The sequence below is a fragment of the Saccharopolyspora sp. NPDC002686 genome, from assembly GCF_040295745.1.
Classification (GTDB): Bacteria; Actinomycetota; Actinomycetes; order Mycobacteriales; family Pseudonocardiaceae; genus Saccharopolyspora; species Saccharopolyspora oryzae.
On sequence record NZ_JBEOVY010000058.1, the window covers coordinates 1 to 19,828 of the forward strand.

19 protein-coding genes are annotated in these 19,828 nt (G+C 66.6%); 11 read left to right on the forward strand and 8 right to left on the reverse strand.

All coding sequences use genetic code 11. The features are described 5' to 3' along the window. Nucleotides 1-469: 469 nt before the first annotated feature. The 4 genes from ABTZ89_RS10495 to ABTZ89_RS10510 all read right to left on the reverse strand — a co-directional run bounded on the left by ABTZ89_RS10495 (nucleotide 470) and on the right by ABTZ89_RS10510 (nucleotide 3,708). On the reverse strand, nucleotides 470-1,564 hold the full coding sequence (locus tag ABTZ89_RS10495; RefSeq protein ID WP_270948274.1) for an AI-2E family transporter: 1,095 nt from the start codon (nucleotides 1,562-1,564) through the stop codon (nucleotides 470-472). 423 nt (nucleotides 1,565-1,987) lie between these two features. Further along, entirely contained in the window at nucleotides 1,988-2,218 is a 231-nt protein-coding gene (locus tag ABTZ89_RS10500) for a hypothetical protein (protein WP_270948273.1), read from the reverse strand. A gap of 193 nt (nucleotides 2,219-2,411) precedes the next feature. Beyond that, nucleotides 2,412-2,846 (reverse strand): cupin domain-containing protein, encoded by a 435-nt coding sequence (locus tag ABTZ89_RS10505; protein WP_351042659.1) that lies wholly within the window; start codon nucleotides 2,844-2,846, stop codon nucleotides 2,412-2,414. 37 nt (nucleotides 2,847-2,883) lie between these two features. Continuing rightward, entirely contained in the window at nucleotides 2,884-3,708 is an 825-nt protein-coding gene (locus ABTZ89_RS10510; protein WP_351042662.1) for an alpha/beta fold hydrolase, read from the reverse strand. A gap of 350 nt (nucleotides 3,709-4,058) precedes the next feature. Between ABTZ89_RS10510 and ABTZ89_RS10515 the strand changes: the two genes are divergently transcribed. From ABTZ89_RS10515 to ABTZ89_RS10535, 5 genes are all read left to right on the forward strand, one after another. Continuing rightward, nucleotides 4,059-4,934, forward strand: coding sequence for an alpha/beta fold hydrolase (locus ABTZ89_RS10515; RefSeq protein ID WP_351042665.1), 876 nt, complete (start codon nucleotides 4,059-4,061; stop codon nucleotides 4,932-4,934). 149 nt (nucleotides 4,935-5,083) lie between these two features. Then, nucleotides 5,084-5,692 carry a 2Fe-2S iron-sulfur cluster-binding protein gene (locus ABTZ89_RS10520; RefSeq protein WP_351042720.1) on the forward strand — a complete coding sequence of 203 codons (609 nt, stop codon included), beginning with the start codon at nucleotides 5,084-5,086 and terminating at the stop codon, nucleotides 5,690-5,692. Beyond that, complete coding sequence (locus ABTZ89_RS10525) at nucleotides 5,689-6,672, forward strand: FAD binding domain-containing protein (RefSeq protein ID WP_351042668.1); 984 nt, start codon at nucleotides 5,689-5,691, stop codon at nucleotides 6,670-6,672. The genes ABTZ89_RS10520 and ABTZ89_RS10525 overlap by 4 nt, the downstream gene beginning before the upstream one ends. After that, nucleotides 6,620-8,911, forward strand: coding sequence for a molybdopterin cofactor-binding domain-containing protein (locus ABTZ89_RS10530; protein ID WP_351042671.1), 2,292 nt, complete (start codon nucleotides 6,620-6,622; stop codon nucleotides 8,909-8,911). The genes ABTZ89_RS10525 and ABTZ89_RS10530 overlap by 53 nt, the downstream gene beginning before the upstream one ends. A gap of 185 nt (nucleotides 8,912-9,096) precedes the next feature. Further along, entirely contained in the window at nucleotides 9,097-10,182 is a 1,086-nt protein-coding gene (locus ABTZ89_RS10535; RefSeq protein ID WP_351042674.1) for a hypothetical protein, read from the forward strand. A gap of 83 nt (nucleotides 10,183-10,265) precedes the next feature. On the opposite strand, the gene ABTZ89_RS10540 is transcribed toward ABTZ89_RS10535, so the two are convergent. After that, complete coding sequence (locus ABTZ89_RS10540) at nucleotides 10,266-10,514, reverse strand: NAD(P)H-binding protein (RefSeq protein ID WP_351042677.1); 249 nt, start codon at nucleotides 10,512-10,514, stop codon at nucleotides 10,266-10,268. 73 nt (nucleotides 10,515-10,587) lie between these two features. Here ABTZ89_RS10540 and ABTZ89_RS10545 point away from each other — a divergent pair, with 73 nt between their 5' ends. From ABTZ89_RS10545 to ABTZ89_RS10555, 3 genes are all read left to right on the forward strand, one after another. Beyond that, a complete protein-coding gene (locus tag ABTZ89_RS10545; protein ID WP_351042679.1) occupies nucleotides 10,588-11,361 on the forward strand; it encodes a glucose 1-dehydrogenase in 774 nt (257 codons plus the stop codon). A gap of 98 nt (nucleotides 11,362-11,459) precedes the next feature. After that, on the forward strand, nucleotides 11,460-12,038 hold the full coding sequence (locus ABTZ89_RS10550) for an isochorismatase family protein (RefSeq protein ID WP_351042682.1): 579 nt from the start codon (nucleotides 11,460-11,462) through the stop codon (nucleotides 12,036-12,038). Next, nucleotides 11,965-12,384 carry a recombinase zinc beta ribbon domain-containing protein gene (locus ABTZ89_RS10555; protein ID WP_351042685.1) on the forward strand — a complete coding sequence of 140 codons (420 nt, stop codon included), beginning with the start codon at nucleotides 11,965-11,967 and terminating at the stop codon, nucleotides 12,382-12,384. Before ABTZ89_RS10550 ends, ABTZ89_RS10555 begins: the two co-directional genes overlap by 74 nt. A 1,027-nt stretch (nucleotides 12,385-13,411) precedes the next feature. Here ABTZ89_RS10555 and ABTZ89_RS10560 read toward each other — a convergent pair. The 3 genes from ABTZ89_RS10560 to ABTZ89_RS10570 form a co-directional block, all read right to left on the reverse strand. Then, on the reverse strand, nucleotides 13,412-13,726 hold the full coding sequence (locus ABTZ89_RS10560; RefSeq protein ID WP_351042688.1) for a hypothetical protein: 315 nt from the start codon (nucleotides 13,724-13,726) through the stop codon (nucleotides 13,412-13,414). A gap of 171 nt (nucleotides 13,727-13,897) precedes the next feature. Beyond that, nucleotides 13,898-14,269, reverse strand: coding sequence for a hypothetical protein (locus ABTZ89_RS10565; protein ID WP_351042691.1), 372 nt, complete (start codon nucleotides 14,267-14,269; stop codon nucleotides 13,898-13,900). A gap of 195 nt (nucleotides 14,270-14,464) precedes the next feature. Then, on the reverse strand, nucleotides 14,465-15,829 hold the full coding sequence (locus tag ABTZ89_RS10570) for an aspartate aminotransferase family protein (protein WP_351042693.1): 1,365 nt from the start codon (nucleotides 15,827-15,829) through the stop codon (nucleotides 14,465-14,467). A gap of 266 nt (nucleotides 15,830-16,095) precedes the next feature. Between ABTZ89_RS10570 and ald the strand changes: the two genes are divergently transcribed. The 3 genes from ald (at nucleotide 16,096) to ABTZ89_RS10585 (ending at nucleotide 19,652) form a co-directional block, all read left to right on the forward strand. Then, entirely contained in the window at nucleotides 16,096-17,211 is a 1,116-nt protein-coding gene (ald, locus tag ABTZ89_RS10575; protein WP_270948263.1) for an alanine dehydrogenase, read from the forward strand. A 130-nt stretch (nucleotides 17,212-17,341) separates the two neighbouring features. Next, on the forward strand, nucleotides 17,342-18,814 hold the full coding sequence (pdxR, locus tag ABTZ89_RS10580; protein WP_351042698.1) for a MocR-like pyridoxine biosynthesis transcription factor PdxR: 1,473 nt from the start codon (nucleotides 17,342-17,344) through the stop codon (nucleotides 18,812-18,814). Between the two features lie 160 nt (nucleotides 18,815-18,974). Then, entirely contained in the window at nucleotides 18,975-19,652 is a 678-nt protein-coding gene (locus tag ABTZ89_RS10585; RefSeq protein WP_333777409.1) for a phosphonatase-like hydrolase, read from the forward strand. The last annotated feature ends 176 nt before the right edge of the window (nucleotides 19,653-19,828 follow it).

Below are 19,828 nucleotides of genomic sequence, written 5' to 3' on the forward strand. Positions count from 1 at the left end.
GCTGATCTTCATCGTGATCCCTCATCGTTCCAGTGGGTTCAGCAACTTTATTCGGATCTTCGGTTCAATCGTGTTGCGCGAGGGACAACACCCGCATCTTCCGAGAGCGCGCGATCTTTCAGTCCGAATCGGGTGGCCAGAGCCCCGACTGCTCTGCGAGTTGATGCAATTGCAACCGTATGACTCAAAATTGCTCCCAACAGAGGACTTTCGCCTCTAACACGGTATGCAACTGAATCGGTCGCTCTGAGTAGTCGATGAGGTGTGTCAGTAGAGCAGCTGAAGCTCGTCTGTCACGGAGGTCCGCCAACAAACTGCTCCACGACAGTCGGCACTGCGCCGAAGTTATCGTTCCACCTGCCGCTTGGATCCACGGCGTGCACTCGCCGGCGCTTACCGGCGTGGCGACCACGGGCGTTTGGTCGTTCCTCTGGCGTCCGACCCGGAGTGGTGGCTGTGGGCTGGACTGTCACGCGCTGTCCAGGCGTGGCTGCACGAACTCGCGCAGGAGAAGCCTGATTACTGCGGCTATGGGGATGGCGATCAATGCCCCGATGAATCCCAGTAGTGCGGCCCCGAGCAGGACGGCGACGACGGTGGCCGCGGCAGGCACTTGCACGGCCCGGCCGATGATCTTCGGCACGAGGAGGTAGTCCTCGATGACTCGGTAGACGATGAGGAAGCCCGCGGTGGCCAATGCGACCGGCAACGACACGGTCAGGGAGACCAACGAGACGATCGCACCGGCGGTGATGGGGCCGACTACTGGCAGCAGGTCCAGGAGCGCGACGAGCATCGCCAGCAACAGCGGGAACGGTACGCCGAAGATCACGAGCCAGATGAAGGCCGTCGTCCCTGCTATCAGCGAAGTGATCAGGTTGCCGAGCAGATACCCGCCGGTCTGGTCGAAGATTTCGTTGCCGATCCGGGTGGCGCGGGGCCGCCGCTGCGCCGGCACCAGTTGGTACAGCGTCCGCTGGATGCGCGGCATCGCTGCCAGGAAGTACACCACGAGAACCGTGACCACGACGGATCCGGAGATCGCGCCGAACAGCAGCTGTCCGGCCCCGAGCAGTCCTTGCGCCAGCGTTGCGCTTTGTCCGCTGAGCAACTGCTGCACGCGCTGTTGGACCTCGAACTGGGCATTGAGTCGCCCGAGCGTGGACCGCGGGTCTTGCAGGCTGCTCAGATATCCCGGCACCTGCACGGCGAATTGGCCTGCTTGAGTGGTCAGGGGCGGGATAGCCGCCGCGAGGAATCCGGCGACGGCGCCCAGAGCAACGACCAGCACGGCTAGCACCGCGGTCCATCTCGGCAGCTTGTGCCGTACCAACCACGACACCGTTGGTTCCAGGCTCATCGCCAGGAAGAAGGCTAGGCCGATGAGGATCAGCACTTGCCGCGCAGCAATGATCAGCTGGACGACGCCGAAGGTGACTGCCACGCCAGCGGCCGCTTTCATGCCTGTGATGAAGGGCGAGCGCGGGCCGAGCTGGCGTCCCGGCTGTCCCGCCGGCTGCTTGTTGTCGCCATTTGCAGGCTCGGCAGTGGGATCCTTCGTCACCGTGTCCTCCCACCGGTCGCCCTGCGTCAGTGGCCTTGCCAGTGAGGGCGGCGTTATCCGCGAAGGCGCGGGCCCCTTCCCGTGCGTCTCGGGACTTCATGACCGGTTCTGCGATTTGGTCTTGCTCGCGGAAGGCGTCGCGGTCGCCCAACGAGGTCCGCAGACATGAGAAGACCGTACTGCGGTCACGCCGCATCTGCGATCCCGAGTCACGCGCGATAGTCGACCCGATCGCCCGGCCAAGTGCAGCAGCATGACCCTCGGCCCTTGGCCGGTTCCGTCGTAGCAAAGCTCGACTCAGCCGACAGCGGCACTTCTCATCAGCGCGTCCCTATTACCCCGACGACGAGGTCATCAATCCTCATCCGCGAAACGGGCGCCTGATCCCACCTTCCGCCGGACCGCGATGAGGGGTGGCGGATTTCAGCGCAGATAGCCTGTGTTGATCCAGCTCTCGAATAGCTGCACGCGTTCGGCAGGCCAGGCTTCGTCGCAGGGCATACTGCCGTCCGAGAGTTCTTCGTAGATTTTATCGGCGTTGGAGCGCACGTCCTGGTAGGAAGAGAGGTCGAACAGCCCCGACATCGCCTCGATGTCCTCTGACCGAAACAGGGGACGGATGTCGTGTTCGAAACTCGGTTCCTGCTGGCTCATTGATTTACCCGCCTTCTTCCGACGCTTCTGCTGATGCGCCTTCCCGCTCACTGAGGCTGGAACGTGCCGACCAGTTTCCGGTCAGACCACGTGCTCTACCACCGGAACGCCCGCTCGGTGCTTCAGACAGCGCAATGGGATGAGGCACGGTTGGCGCATTGGTCGGCTGGGTGCGGTGCGGCTGAGCTCGCGGTCAGTCTGCGTGCGGGGCCCGGCGGTTCTTTCGCTGGACCAGCTCTTCCTCGTCCACCAAGGTGAGCATCGGTTTTCCCGGCTCGCACAGCATGGTGACGGTGAAGCGCACCGGGATGTCGTCGCGGTTGTTGCCGTCCTGGTAGTGGATGACGTCGCCACCCGGCTCCCAGAACGTCTCACCGGCCCGGACCACACGCGCTGGCTCACCCTCGAGCTCGAACACCATCTCGCCGTCCAGCACGTAGCCGAAGGCCGGTCCGGAATGCCGATGCGGAGGGGTGCCGGGGTCTCCGGGTGGGAACTCGACGACGACGGTCATCGCGTGCGCACCCGACGGGATGAAGTGAGGCTCCGCCTCCTGCAACACCGTGATCGCCGACTGCCACGCGTTCGATCGTGGCTTCTGCCCGGCGGTCGACTCGACGTCCGACATGAAAGACCTCCCTGATGAACGAGGTGCGCTCTTGCGGTCATGCGCTGAGGAACGCCAGGAGGTCGGCGTTGATCGTCTCCGCTTGTGTGGTGGGCATGCCGTGCGGGAAGCCCGGGTAGGTCTGCAGCGTCGCGTTCTTCAGCAGCTTCGCGGACCGGGGTGCGGAGTCGGCGTAGGGCACGATCTGGTCGTCGTCGCCGTGCATCACCAGGACCCGCACGGAGATCTTCTTCAGGTCTTCGGTGAAGTCGGTCTGCGAGAAGGCGACGATGCCGTCGTAGTGCCCCTTCGCGTCGCCCATCATCCCTTGGCGCCACCAGTTCTGGATGATGGCCTCGGACGATTCAGCGCCGGGTCGGTTGAAGCCGTAGAAGGGACCTTCCGCCAGTTCGCGGTAGAAGCGGGCGCGATTGGCCGCGAGTTGCGCCTGGAACCCGTCGAAGACTTCCTTGGGGAGGCCACCCGGATTGCTCTCGGTCTGGACCATCAGCGGTGGTACCGCGCTGATGATCGCGGCCTTGGCCACCCGGCTTTCGCCGTGCCGGGCCAGGTAGCGGACCACTTCGCCACCGCCGGTGGAGTGCCCGACGTGAATGGCACCGGTGAGATTCAGCTGCGCGGTCAGCGCCGCCAAGTCGTCGGCGTAGTGGTCCATGTCGTGGCCGTCGACCGGCCGGCCGGATCGGCCGTGGCCACGCCGGTCGTGGGCGATGACCCGAAAGCCGTGTTGGAGGAAGAAGAACATCTGACCGTCCCAGTCGTCAGCCGAGAGCGGCCATCCGTGGCTGAAGACGATCGGCTGCCCCGATCCCCAGTCCTTGTAGTAGATCTCCACTCCGTCGGAGGTGGTGATGGTGCCCATCCGGTGTCTTCCTTCACCGTTCGTGGGACGGCGCGGGCAGCGTTGCCAGCTCGTCGCTTCCCGCGCACGTCCGGATGTCTCAACACCACGCCACGTTCCACCAGGCCGGCCCGGCTCTCCAGGGCATTGGGTCACCCATCGCGGCCCGTTCGAACATCGGGCAGCTGACATCTGGAGAGGGATTCTCGGGTCTCCGGTGCTGAACGCGTGCACGAGCAACGGTTGCGCTGGCTTCGGTGGCCAGCAAAGAACGAAAGACCCGGGTGTCGGTCGGGGCGGGGTGGGAGTCTGGTTCTGCGACCGCTCGCGGCCACGGGCCGCATCGCGGCTCAGCTGCGGGGGTGTTCGTGATGACCCAGGCCGGTGCGCCGATCGGTTTCACATCGGAATTCGCCACGATCCGCGGGCTGCGGTTGCACTACGTGCGTGGGGGTTCGGGGCCGGTGGTGATGCTGCTGCACGGCTATCCGCAGAACTGGTACGAGTGGCGCGCTATCGCACCTGGGCTCGCCGAGCACTTCACGGTCGTCGCGCTGGATCTACGTGGGGCGGGCCAGTCCCAGGCCCCCGCGGAGGGCTATGACAAGACCACTCTGGCGGCTGACGTACACGGCGTTCTCGAGCATCTCGGTCCAGCCGAGGACGTCCGCCTGGTCGGCCACGACATCGGCACCATGGTGGCCTACGCCTACGCCGCCCAGCATCCGCAGAGCGTTTTCCGGCTGGTACTCAGTGAAGCGCCGCTGCCGATGGCGGATTTCATGTACGGCTCGCCCGCACTCACCGCACAGGGGCCGGGCTTGTGGAACTTCGGTTTCTTCTCGGTAACCAACGGGCTTCCCGAGTCGGTGATCAGCGGCAAGGAAACCCCCTGGATCCGGAACTTCGTGGACCTGATCGCCCACCACCCCGAATCGATCTCCTCCCAAGACATCGAGGTCTACGCCCAGGCACTGCGCGACCCGGCGCGGTTGCGCGCCAGTTTCGAATACTTCCGAGCCTTCCCCACCGATATCGCCGACGTCGAACGCTACCGCCAGCACGGCCCCTTGCCGATGCCAGTGCTGGCTCTCGGCGGGCAGTACCTGCTCGGCGAACTGGTCGGAGAACATGCCCGCCGCGTCGCCTCTGACGTCACCAGCGCGGTCATCGCCGATTCCGGCCACTGGATCGCCGAGGAACAACCCAGGGACGTGCTGAACCGGCTACTCGCCTTCCTGAAATGACCAACCGCAGGGCTGACGATCACGAAACCCGGCCCCAACGGACTTAAGTCCCTGTCTCGGCCGCTGCGGACAAGTTCAGGCGATTCTGACGGCGGGTAGCCGAGTGAGCATGTCCTCGCAGACGTTCAGGCGCGAGAGGAAGGGCTGTGATGGGTGAGTCAGGTACCGACGTCCACCGGTCGTCTTCCGACTCGGTCGGCGTCACATCGACCGCTGTGGAGCGAGGGCACGAGGCATCCCCGCTCTCGACGATCACGTTGGACGTCAACGGCCGTGCGCATCGCCTCGAGGTGGATCCGCGTACGTCGCTGCTCGACGCACTGCGCGAACATCTGCGCTTGGCCGGGACGAAGAAGGGTTGTGACCACGGGCAGTGCGGGGCCTGTACGGTGCTGGTCAACGGTCTGCGCATCAACTCCTGCCTGGCACTCGCCGTCATGCACGAAGGCGACGAGATCGTGACGATCGAAGGTCTGGGCTCGCCCGAAGCCCTGCACCCCGTGCAAGCCGCCTTCGTCGAGCGCGACGGCTTCCAGTGCGGCTATTGCACGCCGGGCCAGATCTGTTCGGCTGTCGGCATGCTCACCGAGGTGCGGGCGGGTTGGCCCAGCCACGCCACCGATGACGTGGCATCCCCGCAGATCGCGTTGACCGACGAGGAGATCCGCGAGCGGATGAGCGGCAACATCTGCCGGTGCGCCGCCTATCCGAACATCGTGGCCGCTATCCGCGATGTCGCCGAGGGAGGCCTGGAATGAGGCCTTTCACCTACGAGCGGGCGACGGACGCGCGCGCCGCGGTCGCCGCAGCGTCCCGGCCCGGCGCGAAGTTCATCAGCGGCGGCACGAACCTGCTCGATCTGATGAAGCTCGACGTCGAACACCCGAGCCACCTGGTGGACATCAGCCGTCTGCCCTTGAAGGACATCGAGGAGTTGCCCGACGGCGGATTGCGCATCGGCGCCCAGACGTCGAATTCCGAGGTCGCTGCGGACACCCGGGTGCGCGACCGGTACCCGGTCCTGTGCCAGGCACTGGTCGCGGGTGCTTCGGGGCAGTTGCGCAACAAGGCGTCCGTCGGCGGCAACATCCTGCAGCGCACTCGATGCCCGTACTTCTACGACACGGCGGCAGGGTGCAACAAGCGGGATCCCGGTTCCGGCTGCTCGGCGATCGGCGGGTACAACCGCATACACGCGATCCTCGGCGCTAGCGACGCCTGCATCGCTACTCACCCTTCCGATATGGCCGTCGCTATGGCGGCGCTGGAGGCGCAGATCGAGCTGCTCGGCGCCGAAGGGTCTGCACGCCGCGTCACCATCGCCGACTTCCACCTCCTACCGGGCGATACGCCGCACATCGAGACCGTTTTGCGGCCGGGCGAGATGATCACCGGAGTGGTCCTGCCCCCGCCCCCGCAGGGCTGGCAGCTCTACCGCAAGGTGCGCGACCGCGCCTCCTACGAGTTCGCGCTGGTCTCCGTGGCGGTCATCGTCTCGACTGATGGGGGAACGATCAATGCGGCGCGGGTCGTGTTCGGCGGCGTAGCGCACAAGCCCTGGCGTTCCGTCGAGGCGGAGGCCGCGCTGCTGGGCGAACCCGCCACCATGGCCACGTATCGCGCCGCCGCCGAGGCGGCGATGCGGGGTGCCGCGGGGCAGGGCGACAACGACTTCAAGATCGAGCTTGCCAAACGCGCGCTCTGCAGCACGCTTTTGCGAGCGACTGAGGCGAGTTGAGGAGGCCGTGATGATCGGGCGATCCCCCAACCGCGTCGACGGTCCGTTGAAGGTCGGGGGCCGAGCCCCCTACGCGTACGAGCAGTGGGACGCCGGCCAACCGCTCTACGGGTACATCGTCGGCGCGACGATCGGCAAGGGCCGCGTCACGCGGATCGACACCTCCCGGGCTGAGCGCGCGCCCGGAGTGCACATGGTGATGACCCATCTCGATGCCCCGCCGCAAGGTGCCCGCGATGAATCCATCCCCTTCGAGTACTGGCGCGCCCTCCCGACGCTGAGCAGTCCCGACATCCACCACTACGGCGAGCCCGTGGCACTCCTCGTCGCCACGACCTTCGAGCAGGCACGCGCGGCGGCCCACCTCGTCGACGTCGAATACGCAGCGGAGCCGGGACATTACGACTTCTCCGCTCACCAGGATCAGGAATACGCGCCGGAACAGCTCATCGCGGGTCTGCGCCCCGATACCGCGATAGGCGACTTCGAGGCCGGGTTCGACGCCGCCGCGATCAAAGTCGACCAGCGTTACACGACACCGTACGAGCTCTCGCAGGCGATGGAACCGCCCGCGTGCCTCGCGGTCCCAGAGGGCGACGATCTGACCGTCTACGTCGCCACCCAGATCGTCGATGCGGCTCGTGCCTCGATCGCCGCCACGCTCCAGGCCGACGGAGAACGGATCCACATCGTCACCCCGTACGTCGGCGGCGGTTTCGGCTCCAAGCTGCGTGTTCATGCCGAAGCGATGCTCGCGGCCTTCGCCGCCCGCGCGCTGAGCCAGCCGGTCAAGGTCGCGCAGACCCGGCAGCAGACCTTCCACCTCACCGGCCTGCGCCCCACATCGAGCCAGCGGGTTCGCCTCGGCGCTGATCAGGACGGGCGGCTGGTCGCGCTCGGCCACGAAGTCACGATGCACACGAACCGGCACATCGAGTACGCCGAGCCGACCGCCACCACGACTCGCAGCCTCTACGCCGCGCCCCACCGGTTGACACGCACCCGGCTGGTGCCACTGGACCTGCCGCGGGGAGAAGACGTCCGAGCACCGGGCGAGGCGCCAGGCCTGCTGGCGGTCGAGTCGGCGATGGACGAGCTGGCCGACGCGGTCGGAATGGATCCGGTCGAGCTGCGGATCCGCAACGAGCCCGAACGCGACCCGGAGCGTGGCGTGCCGTTCAGCGACCGGCACCTCGTCGACTGCCTGCGCGAAGGAGCCCGCAGGTTCGACTGGGAGCGCCGCCCGGCAAAGCCGGCAAGCCTGCGGGAGGGGCGATGGCTGGTCGGCTACGGCGTGTCCGCCGCCATTCGCGGGCACTTCCAGGGACCGGCTGCTGCGCGCGTCCGACTGAACGTGGACGGGACCGCGGTCGTCCAGTCGGACATGACCGACATCGGCACCGGTACCTACACGATCCTCAGCCAGGTAGCGGCCGACGAGCTCGGGCTGCCGCTCGAGCGCGTACGCGTGGAGCTCGGGCGTTCCGAGTTCCCGGCGAGCGTGGGTTCCGGAGGCTCGTGGGGCGCGGCCAATTCGAGCACCGCCGTGCACCGCGCGGTCGAGGCCCTCCGCGAGAAGCTGTTGATCGCGGCTACCAGCGACGCGAGCTCGCCGCTGCACGGCCTGGATCCGGCAGGCGCGCAGTTCTCCGGTGGCAACGTGCACATCGGTCACCGGTCCGAGGCGCTGAGCGAGATCGTCGCGCGCATCCAGCCCGACGGCGTGGAAGCGGAAGGCTCGACCGTCTGGATGATGGAGGATCCGAACTACGCCAGCTACTCGATCCACACGTGCGGGGCGCACTTCGCTGAAGTCCGCGTCGACGTCGACACCGCCGAAATCCGTCTCCGGCGGATGCTGGGCGTGTTCTCCGTGGGTCGTGTCCTCAACGCCAAGACAGCGCGCTCACAGCTGATCGGCGGCATGATCTGGGGAGTGGGAGCCGCTTTGGAGGAACAGGGCGTCGTCGACACGCGGTCCGGCGCCTTCGTCACCCGGGATCTCGCGCACTACCTGGTGCCCGTCCACGCCGACGTCCCCGAGATCGACGCCGTCGTGCTCGACGGGTTCGACGACAAGGCCAACGTCCTCGGCGCAAAGGGCCTCGGGGAGCTGGGCATCTGCGGAGCCGGTGCAGCGGTGGCGAACGCGGTGTTCAACGCCACCGGGGCACGCGTGCGTGATTTCCCCATCACCCTCGACAAGCTGTTGCCCATTCTGCCGCCGACGGATATCTGAATCTTCTGCGACCTGGCCGCAAACCACGGGGCCGGGGAGGGCAAGCCACCTTGGACGTGCAAGTAATCCTGGAAGGAGGAACGGAGCGCACCGGCACCATTTCGTTCTACCGCCAGCACAAGACGGTCCGAGCGACAGCTGCAGTGCGTGTGCCGAGGACGTTTTCGGCCGTAGGGGTGTGGTGCGTGGAGGTTGTCGTCGCTGTGCTCGTGGGTCTGGTGGGCGCGGTCTGCGTGGTCGTGACTCTGTTGTCGGCGGTGAAGACCGTGGTGGTGCCGCGGGCCACGCCGGTTCGGATCACGCGTTGGGTGTTCCTGGGCGTGGGTGCAGTGTTTTCCGTGTTCGCCGGCGGCGGTGATTACCGCAGGCAGGATCGGGTGCGAGCGCTGTATGCGCCGTTGGCGCTGCTGACGCTGCCCGTGGTGTGGCTGGTTCTCGTGCTCGCCGGGTACACCGCGATGTTCTGGGCGGTGGGTGTTCGGGGCTGGTGGGCTGCGTTCTTCGAGAGCGGATCGTCGCTGTTGACCCTGGGGTTCAGCGCGCCGGTCGATGCGGTGACGGCGGTGCTGGTGATTTCCGAGGCCGCGTTGGGGCTCGGGCTGCTGGCACTGCTGATCTCGTACCTGCCCTCGATCTACGGCTCGTTCTCGCGGCGTGAGGTGATGGTGACCGCCCTGGAGACCCAGGCGGGCACGCCGGCGTGGTCGGCCGCGCTGCTGGAGCGGTTGGCACGCATCGGCGGTCTGGATGATCTCGACTGGTTCTGGCGGGACTGGGCCCGCTGGTTCGCCGACATCGAGGAGACGCACACCTCGTCGCCGGGGCTGGTGTACTTCCGCTCGCCCCACCCGGATCGTTCGTGGGTCACCGCGGCCGGTGCGGTGCTGGACACCGCGGCACTCATCGAATCGACAGTGGACATTTCGCGTCAACCCGCTGCTGAGATGTGCATCCGTTCCGGATACGTCGCGTTGCGACGGATCGGTGACTTCTTCGGCTTGCCATACGCCCCCGACCCCGATCCGGATGACCCGATTTCCATCGACCGAGCGGAATACGACGCCGTGTGCCAGCGCCTGACGAATGCCGGGGTGCCGTTGCGCGGGGACCGGAACCAGGCCTGGCGCGACTTCGCCGGCTGGCGCGTCAACTACGACGCCGTGTTGCTGCGCCTGGCCTGGCTGTGCCGAGCGCCGTCGGCCCCGTGGTCGGCCGACCGCGCCATCCCGTTCCGCCCCACACTGATGCCCCGCCGCAGGCCGAGGCCCTGACCGCTGGCCACGCCCCAGGGAACATCGAGGTTCGAGATCACGAAGGCTCCTTCACGCGCGGTTGCGGACAGTTCTGCGTGGGTTCACCTGGCGAAGAACATCCGACGGACCCCGTCGAGGGCCCGCACCACGTCTGCGCGCTGCGCCAGGTCACCGACGACCACCTCGGCGCCCAGCGAACGCAATGCCTCGACGCGGTCATCGTCGTGGTAAGCCATCGCTCGAACGGCGAATCCGCGCTCACGCAGGAGTCCCACGACCTTTCCGCCCGCGTTGCCAATTCCGCGCCCGCGCCGGTCACCAGCACGGAACCAGCCTCGGCCATGCCCCATGTTTTGGGGACGAACGACCCAGGCGACCAGGTTTCCACGCGGGGAGCATGGGGTGGGAGAAGGAGGGGTGCCGATGGGCCGGCTCGACGGGAAAGTCGCCGTGGTCACCGGCGGGTCTGAGGGGATCGGCGCGGCCACTGCTCGACGTTTCGCCTCGGAAGGGGCGACGGTGTTCGTTACCGGCCGCCGTCAGGCCGAGCTGGACACGACGGTGAACGAGATCAACGCGCAGCACATCGGCGGACATGCCATCGCGGTGCGAAGCGACGTGTCTTCACTGGCTGATCTGGACCGCCTCTACGCCCGGGTCAGGGAGCACAGCGACCGGATCGACGTGCTTTTCGCGAACGCGGGTACGGCCGAGTTGGCACGGCTGGAAGACATCACAGAGGAACACTTCGACCGACTCTTCGGCATCAATGTCAAGGGGTTGCTGTTCACGGTGCAGAAGGCGCTGCCACTGCTGGCGGACGGTGCCTCGGTGATCCTGCCTTCTTCCATCGCGGCATCCAAGGGAGTCGCTGCCACGAGCGTCTACAACGCGACCAAGGCCGCCATCCGCAACTTCGCCCGCACCTGGGCCGCAGAACTGGCCGGTCGCGGTATCCGGGTGAACGCGGTCAGCCCAGGTCCGATCGAGACTCCCGGGTTTTCCGGGCTTTTCGGCGGCGTGGCAGACGCCGCGCAAGCAACCGACCTCAGAGACGCCCTCCTGAACGGCATGCCCCTCAGCCGGATGGGAGACCCGGACGAAGTGGCCGCAGCCGTGGTCTTTCTGGCTACGGACGCCAGCAGCTTCACCACCGGTTCCGAGCTCTTCGTAGACGGAGGCCTGGCCCAGGTCTGAGCGAAGGCAGCGTCACTCGTCACCCGAGGCCGACCATCTCAGGAGGATGCGGTGCCTGCGAGCAAGTTCACCGAGCGGCTAACCCGCCAAAAGCGGCCGTGGTGCTGGTGGACCACCAGGTCGGTCTCTACAGCGGTGTGCGAGACATCCCGGTCGGCGAGCTCAAGCACAACGTGGTGGCCCTGGCCAAAGCGGCCCAGGTGTTGAGCCTGCCGTTGGTGGTGACCACCACCGCGGCGGAGAGCATGTGGGGACCGGTCATTCCCGAGCTCGCCGAGGTGCTTCCCGACGGCGTGCAGGTCATCGACCGCTCGACCGTCAACGCGTGGGACGACCCGCGCGTGCTCGAGGCCATCCGGGCGACCGGCCGGAACAAGCTGATCATCACGGGCATCTCCACTGAGGTGTGTCTCGCCCTCCCGGCCATCAGTGCCACGGGGGAGGGGTTCGACGCCTACGCCGTGATCGACGCCTCCGGCACCTTCTGGCAGACCAAGCGCGAAGCGGGCCTGCTGCGCATGCAGCAGGCTGGAGTGATCCCGATCGACTACTCGACTGCCATCGTCGAAATCCTCGCTGACAACGCCGATCCCCTGGCCGCTGATGTCTACACCGCGCTCGACATGCCGTTCGCGGTACTCGTCGGCCAGATCGCCTCTGCCTTGTCCAAGGCCTGATGTGCGGGAGTGGGAAGTCTCCGAGCAGTTGTCTCATCCGGCGTTGGTCGATGAGTCCACGTTCCTCGCGGTGCAACGGATCCGTGCGGTCCGGGCGACCAGGGACGGTGTGACTCGGAGGTACGAGTTGGCTGATCTGGTGGTGTGCGGGGAGTGCGACCGTCGGATGGATGCGCACTGGGTTCATGGTCGTGCCGGGTATCGCTGCCGCCACACGGCTACAGGCCACGCTTACCGCGGCCGAGTCCGGTGCCCCGCACCGAGTACGTCCGCGAGGATCATCTTCGCGAAGCTTTCCCCGGCCTGCTCAGGCAGCACGGTGGAGAACCACCCGGGCAGGATGTGAGCAACGACGTTGGTGATTATCTTCGCCGTGTAGGGTTGGAGATCGTGTGCGGCCACGTGGGCTGGGTTCTCAGGCCGGTACCAGGCTGTCCAGCTCCAGAGCTGATGGCCGCGCCCGGCCAGATACACTCCGCACCGGGGACGGATTCCACCGTCGAGCGCCAGACGAAAACCCCGCTGCCAGCAGTGAGGAGTGCTAGCCGTCGAGCCAGAAGACCCGTGGGGTAAGAGAGTGTCCGAGCGGAGTTGCACGCTAACTACACACCTTCGCCTCCCCAGTATCAGTTGAGGTAGGGAGCTGCTTGCCGTTCCGCCTGAGAGACGGATCATCATGAACTTGGACCGAACGGATGACCAGAGTGTCTTCGAGGAGTTCCTGTTCAGGCTCAGCGATGAGCAAGTGCGAAGCTCGACTAAAGGTTACGTCGAGATTCGGTCTTGGCAGGATGTCGATCTTGATACCCCGCTCCGGCTGCAGGTGAGTCCGCGGTCGTTGGCGGAACACTTGCGGATGATGGAGCGCGACGGGGAGCTGGCGTTCCCGGATGAGCAGCCGATAGTTGGGGCGCTTCAGCTTTTCTTGGTGCACCTCGATGAAGCGATCCGAATGAGGCGTTCCGGTGAAACTGAACTTGTTCCGTATCGCGCGGGGGTCAAGTCGCTTGTATCCAGATAGTTATCGACGGAATGTGGAAGAATAAGCTATTTCGACCCGAGTGGAATTTGATCTGCTCGGGTCGATTTCTGCTTCACGTCGGGCGACGTGCAGATCAACTCGTCCGTGATCGTGGGCCACGATATGTCTCGGCTTCGAGAGGTCCAATCCTCCGAGCCCCGGTGATGTCCACTGAGCAGTGCACTTCCGACTTGGTGAGCCATGTCGCAACGTCACGCGAGTCCCGGCAGGATGCGCTCGGCTGCGCCGTTCTGCGCTCCTGCCCGCGGCAGGCCGGCCGGGCCGGCACTGGGGAACGGAGGAAGGCTCGCCCGTGTCTGATCCGCCTGCCGAAGAAGTTCGACTGTGGATCCTATTGAGGAGCGGAGTCCACGTAGGCACAAACCCAGTTGGAGAACTCGCACGCCAGGTGCCACCGGTGTTCTGTGATCATCCAGGGTGGCAGCGTCACGGGGAACGCGACTGGGAGCATCGCGCTGAATCCTCCTTGTGCGTTGTCGCGGAACTGGTGGCGAACGGCGCCGATGCGGTTGCCGTCGTCCGCGCGAGCCCAGCCGGATGTTTCGACCGGGAAATGGGAATTCCGGCTGACCGGGATGCCTGTGGTGTCCGCGTAGTCGATGACGAACCGGGAACCCATGGTTGCGCCGCCGGTTACCTCGATCACCTCTTGGACTCCGGATCGAGGGGACCGGATGAGGTAGTGGTCGGGGCAAGCAACCAGCATGGCGCGTTCATCGTCCTCGTCCCGTCGGCTGTTGAACCACGCTGCGAATCCGTGGGCTGTCCCGAGGGTGCAGGTGCCGGCGCATCACCTCGGCCGCAGCGGGATCGGACATCAGCTCCTGCACCGGCGTGCGCACCGACAGCCGGCCGGTCGGGAACTCGTCGAGCCGGGGGGCAGCGCTACGGCCGTTGCCTCCGCTTGGTTCTGCTGTGCCCGCACCAGGAGGTGCTGGTTCTCGACAGGTCCGTCGACGGGCAGCCCGAGCCGTTCGTACTGGCTGGCGGGTGCTTCGGTGTCGCGCAGCAGCCCGACCAGCAGCTTCGCCATTCGCAGCTCGATCTCGTCGTCCACGATGGGCTGCCGCTGCTCGGGGTCGGTGGCGAGGTCGAACAGCAGCGTGCCGTGGTGGTGCGGGTCTCGCGGGAACCTTCCCGCGAACCGAGACGTGAACGCTGCGAAATTTGCCGACCACCCCTGCACCATTTCCGCCAGCACGCAAGATCAACTACCATGGGCCCGACCACGTATCACAACCTGTCGTTGCAGTCGTTGCGGGACGCACGGTGCTGCCGTCTGATGTGAAAGTGGCTCCGCCGCTTTCCCGTCCTTTGTCCGGGAATGGCGCAAACGTCAAGCGGCTGGCGGGTGCCGGTGCCAGCCGCTTGACGGTTCGAGCGATCAGTGGCCCACGGCCGCCTCGACGTCGCTGAGCATGCCGTCGATGCCCGAGAGCAGCTCGTTGATGACCTCATCGTCCGCGATCAGCGGAGGGGAAACCATGATCATGGTCGCGCCTCGATCATCGCCGCGCAGGATCACGCCGGTGCGGCGGAAGGATTCCGGCAGGACCTCCCGGAGCACCTTGATTGATTCCTCGTCGGTCAGTTCGCGCCCGGAGGCCCGGTCCGCCATCAGCTCGATCGCGTAGAAGTACCCGGTACCGCGGACGTCCTTGACGCAACGGTGGCCGCTCTGCAGGGCATCCAGGCCGGCCCGCAGATCAGGGCCTCGGGTTTCCACATTGGACAAGACGGATTCTTCCTGCATGGCCCGGATCGTCGCGACGGCGACCGCCGTGGCGACGGGGTGTCCGCCCCACGTCGCACCGTGGGTGAACCCGGTCCCCGCGCGGTCGAACAGCTGCTCGATCAGGGGTTCGCGGATGATCACTCCGCCCAGCGGAGCGTAGCCGGAGGTGGATCCCTTGGCGAAGGTGATGAGGTCGGGGACGACGCCGAACCGGGCGCTGCCGAACCAGTCGCCGATGCGGCCGAAGGAACAGATCACCTCGTCGGAGACCAGCAGGATGCCGTGCTCGTCGCAGATCCTGCGCAGTTCCTGCCAGTAACCGTCCGGCGGCACGAGCGCCCCGCGACCGTTCTGCACCGGCTCGGCGAAGATCGCGGCGATGGTCTCCGCGCCTTCCTCCTCGATGACCTGCTCGATCGTGCGCACGGGCGCCAACTCGCCGGCCGGCCCGCAGTCGCCGAGGAGCCCGAGCGTGTTCGGGACGTGCCGGACGCCGTCCAGCAATGGACCGAACGGCTCGCGGATCTTCGGCAGGCCGGTGACGGACAGGGCGCCCATGGTGGTGCCGTGGTATGCCATCTGCCGGCTGATGATCTTGGTTCGTTGCGGTTGCCCGTTGCTGCGGTGGTACTGGCGCACGAACTTCAGCGCGCTCTCGACGGCTTCGGAACCGGAGTTGACGAAGAACGTCGTGTTGAGGTCGCCCGGTGCCAGCTCGGCGATCAGGGAGGCTGCCTCGATCGACGGCGGGTGCGCGGAGCCCCAGTTCGTCGAATACGGCAGCAACCCCATCTGCTTGGTCGCCGCGGCCACGATGTCGCTCCGGCTGTGCCCGAGGTTGACGCAGAACAGGCCCGCCAGCCCGTCGAGGAAGCGACGTCCGTCGCTGTCGAACAGGTGGCACCCTTCGCCGCGCACGAACACGGGCAACTCGCCGGATCGCCACTGGGCTCCGCGGGTGAAATGCGGTCCGAGGTGTCGACGAGCCTTGTCCCTGAACTCTGCGGTGTCCACGCTTCCTCCTTCGGTCTGCGGGGGATCGGCCTGGCGCCGGTGCACCCTGTCTGGTCCCGACGATGCAGCCCGGACGGGGCCGGATGGCAGGGCCAGAACGGGCGGGAATGGCAGGGCCAGCCACCGCCTCCGCCGGCGGGACCTCGAACTGGACCCATCGAGGTGGGCGGCACTGGTCCTTCTCACGGTGCCAGCGCCGGCCCCAACCTCTGTTCACCGAGCTCGTCCGTCGGCGAGCAGCACAACGGGGTTGACGGGAGTGTCAGATGAGGATCGGTGTTCCACGGGAGCTGAAGAACCACGAGTACCGGGTGGCGGTGACGCCGGCAGGCGTGCACGAGTTCACCGCGTGCGGTCACGAGGTCTTCGTCGAGCGCGGGGCAGGTGCCGGCTCGGCGATCCGCGACGAGGACTACATCGCGGCGGGCGCGAAGATGTTGGACTCCGCCGATGACGTGTGGGCGACGGCCGAGCTCGTGCTCAAGGTCAAGGAACCGATCGCCGAGGAGTACGGCCGGATGCGGTCGGACCAGACGTTGTTCACCTACCTGCATCTGGCGGCCAGCGAGGAATGCACCCAGGCGCTGCTCTACTCCGGCATCACCGGTGTCGCCTATGAGACGGTCCAATTGCCGGATGGTTCGCTGCCGCTGCTGTTCCCGATGAGCGAGGTCGCCGGACGGCTGGCGCCGTTCGTCGGCGCGCAGGCGCTGATGCGGGCCAACGGCGGCCGAGGCACGCTGTTGGGTGGCGTCTCCGGCGTTCACCCGGGGCGGGTCGCGGTGCTCGGCGCGGGCGTGGCCGGCATGAACGCGGTCGCGGTCGCCGCCGGTGCTTGGGCCGACGTGGAGCTGCTCGACAAGAACGTGGACAAGCTGCGCGCCGCCGACCGCATGTACCAAGGGCGGATCCGCACCACCACGTCCAACCGCTACGAGCTCGAGCGCGCCGTCACCGAGGCCGACCTGGTCATCGGCGCGGTGCTCATCCCCGGCGCGAAGGCACCGAAGCTGGTCACCAACGAGATGGTGTCGCGGATGAAGCCGGGCAGCGTGCTGGTGGACATCTCGGTGGACCAGGGAGGGTGTTTCGAAGACTCCCGGCCCACCACGCACGACGACCCGGTCTTCAGGGTGCACGACTCCCTGTTCTACTGCGTGGCGAACATGCCTGGTGCGGTGCCGAACACCTCGACGCACGCGCTCACCAACGTCACGCTGCCGTACGCGCTGGAGATCGCCAACCGTGGGCTGCGGGGAGCCGTCGAGTCCCGGCCCGAGTTGGCGGGCGGCATCAGCACCGTCGCGGGACAGCTGACCAATGAGCACGTGGCGAACGCCTTCGGCCGCAAGTTCACCCACGCTCAGCAGCTGCTGAGCTGAGTGGCACGACCACGACAGTGGCCGACCGTGCCCCACGGGCTGCCGAGCCGAGAACGCTCTAGCCGTGGGGCACTGGCAGAGCTACTGTTCCACCACTCCCGGGTGAACATGAACATCTGTGGGAGGGCAGATGCCGCGAACATTGATCGAAGTGGACCGGTCGTCCGACGAGCCCCTGTACCAGCAGGTACGGCGGGCGATCGAGCACGGCATCGCGGTCGGCACCTTCGACCCGTTGCACCGGCTGCCGAGCTCCCGCGAACTGTCCGACGAGTTGGGCGTCTCGCGGAACACGATCAACCTGGCCTACCAGGAGTTGATCGCGGAAGGATACGTCCACAGCGAGGAGCGCCGCGGGCTGTTCGTCAATTCCGAGATGCGTGGGCAGTGCCATGCCCAGATGCGCGACACCGCGCCGCGCATCGACTGGTCCCAGCGGATACGCCGCGCCCCGGACACAGACGTTCCGCACATCGAGAAGCGCATGGATTGGCACCAGTACCCGTATCCGTTCCTGGCGGGGCAGGTCGACGTGACCGCGTTCCCGTCCCGGTCGTGGTTGCGCTGCCTGCGTGATGCGCTGTTCCACCCGCACATCTACCAGAGCCTGCAGGACAGCGTGGGTTCCGACGACCCGATGTTGGTGGAGATGATCTGCCGGCACCTGCTGCCTGCCCGCGGCATCGAGGCGGGCCCGGACGAGGTGCTGGTGACGGTGGGATCGCAGCAGGGACTGGACCTCCTCGGCAGGGCACTTCTCGGGCCGGGGCAGACCGTGATGATCGAGGACCCCGGATATCTCGATGCCCGGCACATCTTCGTGCGTGCTGGGGCGGATGTGCGGTGCCACCGCGTCGACAACGCGGGTTTGCAACCTCCGGAGTCGCTGCGGGGCACGAATTTGCTGTACCTGACGCCGAGCCACCACCACCCGACCAACGTGACGTTGAGCATCGGCCGCCGCCGCCAACTGCTGCAATTGGCTGCCGAGAGTGGCACGGTCGTGGTGGAGGACGACTACGACAGCGAATTCCGCTATCAGGGCCGGCCGACACCTGCGCTGAAAGCACTGGACAGCACCGGGGACGCGGTCTACCTCGGTACGTTCTCCAAGTTCCTCTCGCCGGGCCTGCGGCTGGGCTACTTGGTGGGGCCCGCACCGCTGGTCGCGGAGCTGCGGCGGATCCGCCGCTACGTGTGCCGGCACCCGTCCGGCCACTTGCAGCGCGCGCTGGCCATGCTCATCGAAACGGGGGAGTACCACCGTTCCCTTCGCCGCTACCGCTCGAAGCTGATGTGCAAGTGGGAGGCTGTGTGCGAGGCCGTGAGCCGGTACCTGCCATGGCAGGAAGCCGCGTTCCCGCCGGGCGGCGTGAGCTTGTGGATGACCGGCCCTCCCGACTTGGACTGCCGCAGGCTGGTCGAGCGGGCTGAGCAGTGGGGGATCCTCATCGAACGGGGTGACATCTTCTTCTTCGATCCGGAACGCGGGCGCAACCATTTCCGCATCGGCTTCTCGGCGGTGCCGTTGCGGTCCATCGATGACGGCATCCGCCTGCTCGCGGAGGTCGCCGACGACGTGCTGTCTGAGCGCGTCCGCTGACGCTGGTACCCCCTGCCGGACCACATCTGGGCCTGCCGGCGGCTGCCAGCCCGAAGTTGAATCTTTCGCGGAACGCCGTGGTCGGCGTCGACCGGAATGCCGCTGGTCCGCAGGCGGCGTTGACCGGACGGAAGTGTGCGGAGGCGAATGGGGTGTTCACGTGATCGATCAGCTCGAACTGGTGGTGCTGGACATGGCCGGCACCACGGTGCGCGATGACGGGCTTGTCGTGCAGGCGTTTGACGCCGCCTTGCGCGAGTCCGGTGTCCACAGGGGAACGGCGGAGTTCGCGCACGCGCAGCGGCATATCCAGGTCACCATGGGGCAGTCGAAGATCGAGGTGTTTCGCGCGCTGTTCGATGGCGACGAAAGCCGCGCCCAGCGAGCGAATATCGCCTTCGAAAGCAGTTATGACGGGCTCGCGGCACGTCGCTGCGAACCGGTTCCGGGCGCTGAGGAAGCGGTCCGGTTGCTGCGGGACAACGGCATCCGCACGTGTCTGAGCACCGGTTTCTCGAAGCCGACCAGAGAACGCTTGCTGGACCGCCTCAAATGGAATGATCTCGCGGATCTCGTGCTGTGCCCGGAAGAATCCGGGAGGGGACGGCCGTTCCCGGACATGATCCTGACCGCCGTACTGCGCCTCGGGATCAGCGATGTGCGAGCCGTTGCGGTTGCCGGCGACACGGCCTACGACATGCAGGCCGGGCGCCGGTCGGGCGCCTCCGTGGTGGCAGGAGTCCGCACGGGATCGCATGACGCGAACGCCCTCCGCGCCGGTGGTGCCACCCACGTCCTCGCATCGGTGGCCGATCTGCCCGGCTTGCTGGGGATCTGAGAGCAGACCCGTCGGCGGGAAGGCGAAGAAACGAGGAGGCGGTGCAGCGGTCGCGACGAACTTTTCCTCGTCGTCGGCGTCGCGGGAGTTGCGTCGCTGCGCCTCTCACGCGGCAGTCGTGTTGATGCTTTGGCGGCGCCCCAGCCTCCGCTGCGGGCGGCGGACGTGGTGCCTCG

Excerpts from the sequence above, each read along its gene's own strand:
- ABTZ89_RS10565 (WP_351042691.1), bottom strand. The coding sequence starts at position 14,269 with ATGGTGCAGGGGTGGTCGGCAAATTTCGCAGCGTTCACGTCTCGGTTC.
- ABTZ89_RS10540 (WP_351042677.1), bottom strand. The coding sequence starts at position 10,514 with ATGGGGCATGGCCGAGGCTGGTTCCGTGCTGGTGACCGGCGCGGGCGC.
- ABTZ89_RS10520 (WP_351042720.1), top strand. The coding sequence starts at position 5,084 with ATGGGTGAGTCAGGTACCGACGTCCACCGGTCGTCTTCCGACTCGGTC.
- ABTZ89_RS10510 (WP_351042662.1), bottom strand. The coding sequence starts at position 3,708 with ATGGGCACCATCACCACCTCCGACGGAGTGGAGATCTACTACAAGGAC.
- ABTZ89_RS10500 (WP_270948273.1), bottom strand. The coding sequence starts at position 2,218 with ATGAGCCAGCAGGAACCGAGTTTCGAACACGACATCCGTCCCCTGTTT.
- pdxR (WP_351042698.1), top strand. The coding sequence starts at position 17,342 with ATGCCGCGAACATTGATCGAAGTGGACCGGTCGTCCGACGAGCCCCTG.
- ABTZ89_RS10505 (WP_351042659.1), bottom strand. The coding sequence starts at position 2,846 with ATGTCGGACGTCGAGTCGACCGCCGGGCAGAAGCCACGATCGAACGCG.
- ABTZ89_RS10515 (WP_351042665.1), top strand. The coding sequence starts at position 4,059 with ATGACCCAGGCCGGTGCGCCGATCGGTTTCACATCGGAATTCGCCACG.
- ABTZ89_RS10525 (WP_351042668.1), top strand. The coding sequence starts at position 5,689 with ATGAGGCCTTTCACCTACGAGCGGGCGACGGACGCGCGCGCCGCGGTC.
- ald (WP_270948263.1), top strand. The coding sequence starts at position 16,096 with ATGAGGATCGGTGTTCCACGGGAGCTGAAGAACCACGAGTACCGGGTG.
- ABTZ89_RS10555 (WP_351042685.1), top strand. The coding sequence starts at position 11,965 with ATGTCTACACCGCGCTCGACATGCCGTTCGCGGTACTCGTCGGCCAGA.
- ABTZ89_RS10545 (WP_351042679.1), top strand. The coding sequence starts at position 10,588 with ATGGGCCGGCTCGACGGGAAAGTCGCCGTGGTCACCGGCGGGTCTGAG.